Genomic DNA, 13,329 nt, shown 5'->3' with positions numbered 1-13,329 from the left:
ACATTATTTTACGCCACACTATAAAACAATGATATTCTAACACAACGTCCTATACTAAGAGAACATCAATTACTACTTTTTAAATCTTCATTAATGAAGATTTAAAAAGTAGTAATATAGAACCTACATTAAATAATAAAATTTCCAATTAAATAAATGAAACCTAATAACTATATTTTAATCATGCTCAATTAATAATGCTTCTAGTAAATCTAAATCACGTAATAATTTCACTAATGTTTCATTAGTAATTTTTTGTTGAGCACGTAAATGATAGTACTCACTTCGCTCAGCTCTTAACGCATTTAATCTCATACGCCTTTCTAAATCTTCCATTAACATAGAACGTAAATCATTATTTTCATCAATACGTCTCCTAAAATTACCAATGACTCTAGCACTTACCTCATTAATTAATTGACTATCAATATTTTCTTCCGTACTATGTGTCAATCTCTCCTCAAGCTTATATAAACTATCTATAGCTACTTCAGCAGCTATAGAACGAGCCATTCGTTCTTCTGAACGTTGTAATGATTTGTCTGATACTTTCACTCCATGAAGCAACCATGGTAAAATTACGACACTACACAATAAAGAAAACAAAATAACTCCAGTAGCAATAAAAACAAGTTGATAACGACATGGAAATGCCGTTCCATCCTTTAAAAAAATTGGTATCGACAATACACCTGCTAATGTAATCGCACCTCGAACTCCTGCAAAAGAAGCAACCAAAATTTCACGTGTACTATATTCACTAAATACCATAGGTCTATTATACATGTAATGTACACTAATATATTTCATTAACCACAACCATATAAATCTTAAAACAATTAACGCTATATAAATAATAATTACATACACAAATAACATCCATGTTTTTATAGTTGGGTCTAACTCCGCTTGAGAAATAGAAGTAAATAAAATATCTGGCAATTGCAAGCCAAGCATGATAAAAACCATACCATTAAAAATAAATTCTAACATAGTCCATACACTATTACCTCTCAAACGCATAGCTAATGGAGCATGTCGAATAATACCAGATTGACCAATAGTCATCCCTGAAGCAACTGCTGATAGAATTCCAGATACTCCAATATGTTCAGCAATTAAATACACAGCAAAAGGTAACAATAACAAAAGCATTGTTTGAGTAGCTGGATCCTCACTACTCAAACGACTAATTAATCTTAATGATTTACTATAACCCCAAGTTACAGATATCCCTGCTAATAATCCTCCTAATGCCACTTTAATAAATTCTACAGATACCCCACCAATACTAAATATCATAGTTCCCATAGCTACAGCAATAGCAAATTTTAAAGACACTAATCCAGATGCATCATTCATTAAAGCTTCTCCTTGTAAAATATCCATAATCTTTTTAGGAATACGGCCTTCCCCTACAATCCCAGAAAGAGCTACTGCATCAGTTGGAGATAAAACTGCTGCTAATGCTAAAGATGCAACTAATGGTATCTCCGGTATCATCCAGTGAATTAAATACCCAATTCCTACTACAGTAATAATAACTAACACCAGTGCTAATATTATAATTTCTCCTCCATGACGTAAAAATTCTTTCATTGGAGTTTTCCATCCATCTGAAAATAATAATGGAGGGATAAAAAGCAATAAAAATAACTCAGGATTAAAATCCACATGTAACCCAAATTTTGGCCAAGCTAATGCTGCTCCTAACGAAATTTGCATTAAAGGCAATGGTACTTGAAATGGTAAAATTTGTTTTATTATTCCTGAAATAGATACAGCCAAAGTAAGAATAAGAATTGTAAAAAAAATCTCCATGATTTCAATCCTATCTCTTAATATACAGATTTATATATATAATCTATTTAATATTATATATTAACACTTAATAATATAAATAATATGCTGTACCCTTTTTTAATCAAAATTTTCAGAAGTATATATAAATAATCCAAAAATTCTTATAACTTTTAAATAAAAGTTGAATCAACTTGTTTAATAAAACTTGAATATTATGCAGCAATAATACAAATACATTATTTCAATCAATTATATTACATATGTAATTTCAATCTTAAATTTACACATAATCTATATACAAACCAGCTTCTTTTATAAGAAAGAATTTAATAAATTTAATATTTTATATGCCTAAAAAGGAATATCATCTTCATTAAAATCTGATACAGATTCATTATCTGACTTTGAATCATTTTGAATATCAACTATATCATTATCTTCTAATCTCATAGTTTCATTTTTAGATGAATCATGGTCTAATCCTGTAGAACGATTATTTAACATTTGCATAGTTCCACTTATACCTACAATAACTTCAGTAATATATCTATCACTTCCATCTTGACCTTGCCACTTTCTAGTTCTTAAAGATCCTTCAACATACACCTGAGATCCTTTACGAAGATAGGACGACGCAATTTCCGCTAATTTTCCAAACAAAACTACACGATGCCATTCTGTTCTTTCTTTTACCTCGTTAGTTTGTTTATCTTTCCAAGATTCAGTGGTAGCTATTGACATATTGACCACTGCATTTCCATTAGTCATATAACGGATTTCTGGATCTTGACCTATATATCCAATCAAAATAACTTTATTAATTCCTCTAGAAGCCACACAAAAACTCCTTCATTATTAACTAACCTAATAAATTAATCAAAAAAAATATTAAAAATCTACAATTTATAATTTAATATTGTACTATACTTAATTGCAAGGACAAATACTACAGAATTATATTTTACCCCATAATTGTACCATGATTTATTTTATATTTCATTATAATAATCTTATAGACTTATTCAATAAATTTTAACTTAATTTTTCAATATTGATTATTATCAATGTAATTATCAAATCTAGCCCATTGACCATTAAAAATTAATTTTATTGTTCCTATTGGCCCATTTCTCTGTTTACCCAAAATAATCTCAGCAATACCTTTCATTTCACTATTCTCATGATATAACTCATCTCTGTAAATAAATAAAATAAGATCTGCATCTTGTTCAATTGCTCCTGATTCTCGTAAATCTGAATTAATAGGATGCTTATCGACTCGTTGTTCTAAACTCCTATTTAATTGAGAAATAGCAATTACTGGTACTCTTAATTCCTTAGCTAAAGATTTTAATGATCTAGAAACCTCAGAAATTTCTAATGTACGATTATTTGATAGTGATGGTACTCGCATTAATTGCAAATAATCAATCATTATTAAGCTTAGTCCATTATGTTCTTTAAACAATCTTCTAGATCGACCTCGAACATCAGATGGAGTCAAATATGAAGAATCATCAATATATATATTACGCTTTTCTAATAATAATTCTATAGTGCTAGAAATTCTTAATCGATCTTCATTATTTAATTGACCTGTTCTAATATTCATATAATCTACTCTAGATAAAGAAGCTAACATCCTCATAACTATTTGATTTCCGGGCATTTCTAAACTAAATATTAATACTGGTTTACATTCATTCATTGCTACATGCTCACATAAATTCATAGCAAATGCAGTTTTGCCCATAGAAGGACGAGCCGCAATCACAATTAAGTCAGATTGATGTAATCCATCAGTTTTTTTATCTAAATCTCTATATCCACTAGAAATTCCAGTAATACCAAATTTGGAATTAATACATGATTTTTCAAGATGGGAGATAGTATCCGATAAAATACAATCTATATTCTTTAAATTATTATTATTATTATATTTATGATGTGAAATCTTAAAAACAAGAGATTCAACAAAATCTAATAATTCATCACTATTTCTTCCTTGAGTATTATATCCAGCATCAGCTATTTTATGAGCTGTACTAATAACTGATCTAGTTATTGAGCGTTCTTTAACTATATTAGCATACTCATTAATATTAGAAACACTAGGAACATTTTTTGATAATTCAGCTAAATATCCAAATCCTCCTACTAAATTCAATTTCCCCCGTATTTCTAAAGATTCGGACAATGTTATTAAATCAATAGGTTTATTCATATCTAATAAACGTTGAATTTCAGCAAAAATAACACGATGTTCTGGATTATAAAAATCATCAGAAGTAATTTGAGTGGATATATATTCCCACTGTTCATTATCTAGCATTAAACTACCTAAAATTGATTGTTCAGCTTCCAATGAATACGGTAATATCTTTACATTATCAACATATCCTTTGTGCGCTCCTATCGAACTATCTTTAATATTTTTTTTTCTAAACATAAATATTTTAATTTTCCATATACAAAAAACGCATAACCATATATCAATATATCTAATAATTATTAAATTAAAACCATTGATTAATAACTATTACACATATATCTATAATATAATTTTTAAAAAATAAATAATTTATTATGATACATAAAATAATTATATATATAATTCTATACTAGAATTACATCCTATAATTAAATCTATTTATTTATCTAAAATACATCTATACTACCTTTTATTTAAAATCAATAATTAAATAAATTTATTAATTAATCAATTATTTTATTAAAATTACAGGAATAAAGATATGAATATTAATATTCAAACACTCTTAATACAAATAAAAAAAATATGTATACATAGACATGTGCGATTAACCCCACAACGCTTAGAAGTATTACGATTAATTTCTCAGCAACATTATAAAGCAATTAGTGCATATGATTTGTTAAATTTATTACAAGAATCTTCATTACCCCATGCAAAACCCTCTACTATTTATCGAGCTCTGCATTTTTTATTAGAACAAGGATTTATTCATCGTATTGAATCTACTAATAGTTTTATGTTATGTAAATATTTTTTAGAATTATCTCATAACTTTGTTTTTTTTATTTGTAATCATTGTAAACAAGTAACAGAACATACAGTTAAAGGAGTTGATGAAATATTACAAAACACAGCACAATTAAGCGGATTTATTATATCTAGCAATATCGTTGAATCTCATGGATTATGCTTTAATTGCACTAACTTAATACATATTAAAACATAGTTAATTTTTTACTAAAAAATAAGTAACAATTTATATTACTTATTATTAAGTAATATAAATTATTTATTCTAAACACTATTACTATATCAAAAAGATAAATAAACTATTCAAAAATATTGTTACAAAGGTACTACATGTGACAAACATAAATATTACTAATATCGTTTATATATTAAACGATTTTCATTACATAATTAAATAAAATTTAATAAAATTCCTATAAACACTAATAAACCTACATAATTATTATTTAAAAAAGCTTTAAAACATCTTGCTTTATCTCTATCATACATTAATATTTGCTGCCATATAAACAATGTACCAACTCCAAATACAGAAAAACAATAAAATATCATAGATAAACTTTCCTTCCATCCAATTAATATAAATATGAATATAATAATTGTTTGTAAAATTCCTATAATTAATTTATCCATAGATCCAAAAAAAAGAGCAGCAGATTTCACACCAATTTTACGATCATCATCCCTATCTACCATAGCATATTCCGTATCGTATACTATGGTCCAAATAATATTAGCTACACATAACAACCAAGTAGTACTATTTATAACATGATAAGTTGCAGTATATGACATTAAAATAGGCCAACTAAACAAAATTCCTAAAAATAACTGAGGTAAATCAATATATCTTTTAGTATAAGGATATATTAATAATAATACTAATACTAAAAAAGCCAACAATATAGTCGTAATATTAAATGCACAAATTAATCCTGCTGCAATAATTATTAAAAATAAAAAAGTCAATAATGCTTCTTTTTTTGTAATTGTTCCACTGGAAATGGGACGACATTTAGTACGTTGAACATGTGTATCAATATTACAATCAATGTAATCATTAATTATACAACCAGCAGACCTCATACACATTACCCCTACAATAAATACAATTAAAACAAAAGTATCAGGAATACCTTCATTTGATATCCATAAACCCCATAAAGTTGGCCAAAGCAATAAGAAAAAACCAATAGGTTGATTGATACGCATTAATTTAATTAAATTAACAATTTTATTGTATATAGCAAAAATATTATTCATTTAATTAAATATTAATTCTTATTATGTTATATAATCTTTTTCTATTTATTTATATTTAAGTACAAAAATATCTTATAGTATTGCAACAATAATTTTTAAATTTAAAAATAACATTCATTTATTTATGAAGACTCTATTATATAAAAATTATTTTTACTTATTGATTAAAAATTAATGCATAATATTTTATATACAAGACAATATACTATTGTATATCATACAAACATAATATATCTCAGTATTTAAAGGTAAAATACTAATTTTTAATCAATAAGTAAAAATAATTTAAAAAATTAATTGTTTTATAATAAAAGCGTATTTCTTATGTCATATCTATTCTATGATTTAGACATACATATCAGAATCATGTTAATACTTGCATTATGCTTTGTTTTCATTTACGAAGCTATTAATGGATTTCATGATACTGCTAATTCTGTAGTTCCTGTAATTTATACTTGTGCATTACGCTCTAGTAGCGCAGTTGTCATGTCAGGAATATTCAATTTTTTAGGAGTAATATTAGGTGGGGTTAGTGTTTCATATACTATCGTTCATTTAATTCCTACTTATTTTTTCATAAATACTAGTGCTAATCATATTTTAATCATGATTTTTTCTATGTTATCTGCAGCAATCTTATGGAATCTTAGTACATGGTATTGTGGTTTACCTACATCAAGTTCTCATACTTTAATTGGGACACTAATTGGAATAGGATTTGCTAATTCATTCATTATGCACTGTTCGATAAATCAAGAATTAAATATTTCACAATTAATTAATATCTTTTTATCTTTAATAATATCTCCAATAATAAGCTTAATTGTAGCTAAAATAATAATGTTTCTACTATTTCAATGTCGAAATAATAATAAATATCAAGAAATTCATACCACTCCATCTGAGCAAGCTCAAATATGTGGAAAACAACATCCATCATTATGGATTCGTATGATATTAATTATATCTGCTGCTGGAGTCAGTTTTTCTCATGGTGCTAATGACGGTCAAAAAGGTATTGGGTTAATCATGTTACTGTTAGTAGGAGTAGCACCTGCTAGTTTTGTGTTAAATATGCATGCTAATAATAATGATATTATCAATACTCGAAATGCAATTAACAACTTCCAACGATATTATATTCAACAAGATGATCATTTTAAAAATGTTATTCCTTTAGAAATTATGTCTATGCCTATATCCGTAGCATTAAATCAATTAACAATTATCGATCCAGCTATTCAAAAAATCACAAAGAAATTAATTCGAGAACATAACCATCAGTCTAATTGTAACTGTCGAATATCAGAAATATATACGAAAGATCAAATAAAAAAAATTTTTTACGATTTCTCATTAACCTTAACTATTTTGCAAAATTCTTTATTATTACTTGATAATTTAAATAGCTATGAAGAATTAAATTTGAATCAACGACTGCAAATGAGGCAATTATTAATATATATTGCTGATATTTTGGATCAAATAATGACTCAACCAGAAATTTCAACCAAAAATAAAAAATTTTTAAAGCACTTAAAGGTATATTTATTAAATACTGTTGAATATGCTCCAACTTGGATTATTATAGCAGTAGCTTTGTCCTTATCTTTAGGTACAACAATTGGTTGGAAAAGAGTTGCTGTTACTATAGGAGAAAAAATAGGTACAAAAAAAATGACTTATGCACAAGGTTTGTCTGCTCAACTTACTACTGCTATATCCATTGGCACAGCTAGTTATATTGGCATGCCTGTTTCCACTACTCATGTGTTATCATCATCTATTACTGGAAGTATGCTAATACATGGATGGAAAGGAGTACAATGGAAAATAATAAAAAATATTTTAATGACTTGGACTTTAACAATACCTATATCAATTATATTAAGCGGAGGATTTTATTTATTAGCTTTTAAACTATTTTATAAATATATTTAATATATATAAGTATATATTATAATATGTCGAATTACAATAAAACATAAAAAACATCTTCCTAAAAAACTATTCTGTAATATTTCATATTTATTTTTATAAATAAAAAGATTAAGTTAAATATTAATTACTGAAATAAACATGCTAAATCTAAAATAAACTAAAAAATACATTATTTTTTACAGGAACATTATAATATTCTAAAATAGATTTCGTTGTGATCACACGATTTTTAAATTGAGTAAAACATCTTTTAAAATTTATTGATTTACTTATATTATCCATATAATAAAAAAGTACGTTCCCTGTTTGAGAATCAGTTAATTTTAAATTTTTACAATATAACCAAATGTTTGATGCTAACATATCTGACCATAAATAACTATAATATCCTGCTGCATACTCATCAGAAGCAAAAATATGAGTAAAAACATGAGGAAATCTTTCTTGACCCACAGTAGGATATACTGACATTTTTTTTAAAATTTCGTTAAATATTTCTAATACTGATTTTTTTAAGTGCGGATGATATTCATAGTGAATCTTAAAATCAAATATTCCATATATAATTTGTTTTAATAAATTATATGATATTTGATAAGATTTTAATTTTAATAATCTCTTAATTATTTTATCCGACAAAGGTTGTTTTGTTTTATAATGCATAGAAATAGATTTTAATATATCAAAATCCCAACAAAACTTTTCCATAAATAAGCTTGGAATTTCTATAACATCTAATTCTGTTTCATTTATTCCAGAAATTTCTGGAATATTCGCAGATATTAAAATATGATGTAATACATGCCCAAACTCATGAAATAAAGTAATTATATTCTCATGTGTCAATAAACATGGTGTATCTATATCTTCAGTAGGATCAAAATTACAAGTAAGATACGCAATAGGACGCTGATATTCTATATCATCTTCGTATTTTATATCCGTATATGTATCCATCCACGCTCCATCATATTTATTTTTTCTTGTGTAAAGATCTAAATAAAATCCTCCTTTCCACTCATTTTGATCATCAAAAATATCAAAAAATCGTACTCTTGCATGCCATACATCTACATGTTTACGTTCTAATATAGAAATGCCATACATACGATTTGCTATGGCAAATATTCCAGATAAAACTTTTTCTTCAGGAAAATATGGACGTAATTTTTTCTCTGAAATACAAAAAAGATGCGATTTTTGTTTTTCTTGATAATAAGCTATATCCCATGGCTTTAAACATTGAGAAGAATAATATTGTTTAGCAAATTTTTGTATTGTTAAAAAATCTTTTTTTGCATTATCATGCACATGATCAAATAAATTTATAAGAAAATTAAATATTCTTGCAGGATTTTGAATCATTTTTGTTTTTAAAGATTTTTCAAAATAATTGTTAAATCCTAAAATTTTAGCTATTTCATAACGTAATGATAAGATCTCATCCATAATTATAGTGTTGTCCCACTTTTTAGCATTAGGACCTTGATCAGATGCTCGAGTATTAAAAGCCCAATATAGTTCTTCTCTAAAATTTCGATCATCACAATGCGATAAAATTGATAAATAAACAGGATATTTCAATGTAAACAACCACCCTTTTTGTTTATTTGTTTTAGCTAATAAACGAGCTATATTTAATTGATCATCTGGAATACCCGACAACACATTTCTATTGGTAATTACTTTTGTCCAACCTAATGTAGAATCTAAAACATTATTAGAATACATTACACTACACTGAGATAACATAGAAACCATTCTACAATATTTTTTTTTCTTATCACTGCATAAATGAATACCGGATAATTCATAACGAGACAAAATTTTTTTTAATGCTATTTTTTGAGCAATATTTAACGATTGGTAAAAACTACTATTATTTTGAAATAATTTATACAATTGATACAATCCTTCATGATGGTGTACCCAATGTTTATACTGTAGTATGGCCATTAAATTTTGTTGATATACAGAACGTAATTTTGTATCATGATGCACTGCGTTTAAATGAGCTATTGGAGACCAAACCTTTTTTAATTTATTTTCTGCAAGTACTAATGGTTCATGTAAATCTTTCCAATAAGTAATCGATTTATTTGATGATACAATTAACTCCACCGTATTATAACAATAATTTATTCGTTTAGTTATTATGTCACTAATACGATTCATCTTAATTACAGAGAATTCAGGCAATTTAAAATTTAAAAACTTCTTATTCATTGATAATTAATTATAACCTACTCCTATTTTTTAGGATACACCATTAAATTAATAACATATATTGAATGATATAAAAATAAACATATATAAAATTATCCTGTATTTATTATATATTATTGATTAATTATCCTGAAAATTAATATATTTATCATTAAATTTTGTAAATTATGCTTTACTTATATAAAACAACAAAGTATAATCGGGCCCAAATACTAAAATATATAATTCTAAAGAGAATTTAAAATGGTTTTTACTTTACCTAAATTATGCTACCCTTATAATGCTCTAGAACCCTTCTTTGATGAAAAGACTATGAAGATTCATCATACTAAGCATCATCAAGCGTATATTAATAATACTAATTCTATTTTAAAGGAATTACCAGAATTTTCAAATATTTCAATAGAAAATCTAGTTAAACAATTAGATTCTATTACACAAGAAAAAAGAAATATATTACGTAATAATGGAGGCGGACACATTAATCATAATATTTTTTGGAAATCTCTTAAATTTGGTACAGAGTTAAAAGGATCATTAAAAAAAGCCATAGAGAGCACTTTTCTAAATTTAGATAACTTCAAAAAAAAATTTGAGAGGGTTTCTATGAATCATTTTGGATCAGGTTGGACTTGGTTAGTGCAACAAGATAATAATATAAAAGTTGTTTCTACAGCAAATCAAGATAATCCGTTGATGGGAGAAAAATTATCTGGTACTTATGGATTTCCAATATTTGGTTTAGATTTATGGGAACATTCATATTATCTTAAATATCAAAATAGACGATTAGATTATGTTCAAGCTTTCTGGAACATAATCAACTGGGATGAAGCCTCTAGAAGATTCGATGAGTCTTTTTATTATCAATAATAACTAATACAAAAGTATTTTTGATGTGTCTGTACTGCAGCAATAAAAAAGTTGATTTGTGATTTACAAATCAACTTTTTTATTGCTGCAGTACAGACACATCAAAAACCTGTAAAATTAAATCTCTCACTGCTTTTAATAAAAGCAAACGATTTTCTTTAACTTTTTGATTTTTATCAAGTATCACAACGTGATCTAAAAATTCATTCACTAAACTCAATAAACTTAATAATACTTCTAAAGCATCTTTATAGCAATCTTGTTTTAAAAAATAATTCAAATTTATTGTAGTATGCATTATTTTATCGAATAACTGTATTTCTTCTGAAGTTTTTAAAAGAAACTTATCAATTTTCGATGAATGACCATAAAATACATTTTTATTTTTAACAATATTTGATATACGTTTATATACTGAATTTAATAATGTACTTTTTTCTTTTTGAATAGTATAAAAATTATTAATAGAATCTACATGAATTCTAAGATTAGTAATATCTCCAAATTTAGTATTTAAAACAGATTGAACCATATTTGATTTATAACCTAATGCACTATAAGATAAACAAAGACGTTTACACATAAAATTATAAATATTATTTTTTACATTTATCACATCATCAGTTAATTTTGATTCATATAATTCAACTGATTTATTTATCAAATTTAGTAAATTTAAAGATATTTTCCTTTCAATAATAATATTTAACACTCCTCCAGCTAATCGTTTTAACCCAAATGGATCTCTACTTCCTGTAGGAAATTCTTTAATACCAAAAATACCAGATATTGTATCCATTTTATCTGCAATAGATACAATGCAGGAAATGCGTTCTACAGGCAATTCATCTGCACTATATCTAGGTTGATAATGTTCTTTCTGAGCTAACACTACTTCTCTATCTTCTCCATCACGTTGAGCATAATACATACCAATAATTCCTTGAACTCCAGGAAATTCTAATACCATATCAGTAACCAAATCACATTTACACAAATGTCCAGATCTCCTAGCTTTGAATTCATTTTCATGAATCTGATTAGCTATCCACCCAGATAATTCTGTTATTCGAATTGTTTTATCTTTTAAACTTCCAAGTTGATGATGAAATACCACCGAGCTTAATTTAGAAAAATAATCTTCTAAACGATATCTATTGTCATTTTTTATAAAAAATTCTGCATCTATAAAACGCATTTTAATTATATTTTCATGACCCTGAATTATCTTTTTATAATCATATGTAATTGTATTAATTACAAAAATAAAATATGGTAAAAGAAAACTTTTATTCTTATCATACACAGGAAAATATTTTTGTTTATCTTGCATAATATGAATCATTAATTCTTTTGGTAATTTTAAAAATCTTTCATTAAATTTACCAAATAAAATAACAGGCCATTCTATTGAAGAAGTAATCTTATCTAAAAAAATATTATTATTTTGAATATCAACTACACCGCCAAGTTCTGTAGCCTGATTCTCAACAGCTATACGTATTGCATCTTTACGCACATTATAATCTACAATCACACAACCTTTTTTAAATAAAATATCAGGATAATCATTTGCATTACTCAGAATAATTTTATTATTTTTTATATATCTGTTTCCATATATTACTCTATCTACATTTTTCTTAAAAAGACGACCAGGAACTACATAAGTATCTAATAATATTGTTATAGTATTAACTGGTCTAATAAATGGAACCTGTATATCCCCCCATCTCATCATCTCATAATTAGTTAATTTTCCTAAAGCATTTTTAACAACCTGAACTAATAAATCCCCTACATCTTTATTAATGACATAATTATCTTCCAGTATATATTTTATTTTACATTTTTTTAATTTTAAAATACCAGTCTCCACTGATTTATTTTGAAATAAATCAGTGTTCTTCTCTGTATTTAAAACATTAGTATTCACAGTTTTATCACTGATACTATTGTTACGCACACAAGATTTAAATAAATTTATATTCCTTTCCATTAAAAAAATATATGATTTAATTGCTAAATGTCTAGGAGAAACAAACCAATCAATTGTATCATAACAAATATTGTTTTTTTTAAATTCATGTTTAACATAAAAATAAAAATCCTGTCCTATTTTTTTTAAAAATCTAGCAGGCAATTCGTCAGTACCTATTTCTACTAAAAAAGTATATTTTTTCATATTTTATATA

General features: G+C 25.8%; 9 protein-coding genes. 3 read left to right on the top strand and 6 right to left on the bottom strand.

From position 1 onward, the window contains the following. Nucleotides 1-177: 177 nt before the first annotated feature. From Bpudo544_RS00140 to dnaB, 3 genes are all read right to left on the bottom strand, one after another. Entirely contained in the window at nucleotides 178-1,821 is a 1,644-nt protein-coding gene (locus Bpudo544_RS00140; RefSeq protein WP_500825348.1) for a Na+/H+ antiporter, read from the bottom strand. A 333-nt stretch (nucleotides 1,822-2,154) separates the two neighbouring features. Further along, nucleotides 2,155-2,640, bottom strand: a complete 486-nt coding sequence (gene ssb / locus Bpudo544_RS00135; RefSeq protein WP_500825347.1) for a single-stranded DNA-binding protein — start codon at nucleotides 2,638-2,640, stop codon at nucleotides 2,155-2,157. 208 nt (nucleotides 2,641-2,848) lie between these two features. Next, nucleotides 2,849-4,252, bottom strand: coding sequence for a replicative DNA helicase (gene dnaB / locus Bpudo544_RS00130; protein ID WP_500825346.1), 1,404 nt, complete (start codon nucleotides 4,250-4,252; stop codon nucleotides 2,849-2,851). Between the two features lie 304 nt (nucleotides 4,253-4,556). On the opposite strand from dnaB, the gene zur reads away from it, so the two are divergent. Continuing rightward, on the top strand, nucleotides 4,557-5,024 hold the full coding sequence (gene zur / locus Bpudo544_RS00125) for a zinc uptake transcriptional repressor Zur (RefSeq protein WP_500825345.1): 468 nt from the start codon (nucleotides 4,557-4,559) through the stop codon (nucleotides 5,022-5,024). Between the two features lie 194 nt (nucleotides 5,025-5,218). On the opposite strand, the gene ubiA is transcribed toward zur, so the two are convergent. Then, entirely contained in the window at nucleotides 5,219-6,091 is an 873-nt protein-coding gene (gene ubiA, locus Bpudo544_RS00120) for a 4-hydroxybenzoate octaprenyltransferase (protein WP_500825344.1), read from the bottom strand. A gap of 324 nt (nucleotides 6,092-6,415) precedes the next feature. On the opposite strand from ubiA, the gene Bpudo544_RS00115 reads away from it, so the two are divergent. Beyond that, nucleotides 6,416-8,035, top strand: a complete 1,620-nt coding sequence (locus tag Bpudo544_RS00115; RefSeq protein ID WP_500825343.1) for an inorganic phosphate transporter — start codon at nucleotides 6,416-6,418, stop codon at nucleotides 8,033-8,035. A 147-nt stretch (nucleotides 8,036-8,182) separates the two neighbouring features. On the opposite strand, the gene Bpudo544_RS00110 is transcribed toward Bpudo544_RS00115, so the two are convergent. Continuing rightward, the gene (locus Bpudo544_RS00110) at nucleotides 8,183-10,261 is read right to left on the bottom strand and encodes a M3 family metallopeptidase (RefSeq protein WP_500825342.1); all 2,079 of its coding nucleotides are present in this window, start codon (nucleotides 10,259-10,261) and stop codon (nucleotides 8,183-8,185) included. A 243-nt stretch (nucleotides 10,262-10,504) separates the two neighbouring features. Here Bpudo544_RS00110 and Bpudo544_RS00105 point away from each other — a divergent pair, with 243 nt between their 5' ends. Beyond that, complete coding sequence (locus tag Bpudo544_RS00105) at nucleotides 10,505-11,134, top strand: Fe-Mn family superoxide dismutase (RefSeq protein ID WP_500825341.1); 630 nt, start codon at nucleotides 10,505-10,507, stop codon at nucleotides 11,132-11,134. A 79-nt stretch (nucleotides 11,135-11,213) separates the two neighbouring features. Here Bpudo544_RS00105 and glyS read toward each other — a convergent pair whose 3' ends face one another. Continuing rightward, nucleotides 11,214-13,319 carry a glycine--tRNA ligase subunit beta gene (gene glyS, locus Bpudo544_RS00100; protein WP_500825340.1) on the bottom strand — a complete coding sequence of 702 codons (2,106 nt, stop codon included), beginning with the start codon at nucleotides 13,317-13,319 and terminating at the stop codon, nucleotides 11,214-11,216. Nucleotides 13,320-13,329: the final 10 nt, after the last annotated feature.

Source organism: Blochmannia endosymbiont of Camponotus pudorosus (assembly GCF_059934925.1).
The sequence above is the reverse complement of the archived record's forward strand: the minus strand, read 5'-3'. Positions and strand labels throughout refer to the sequence as shown.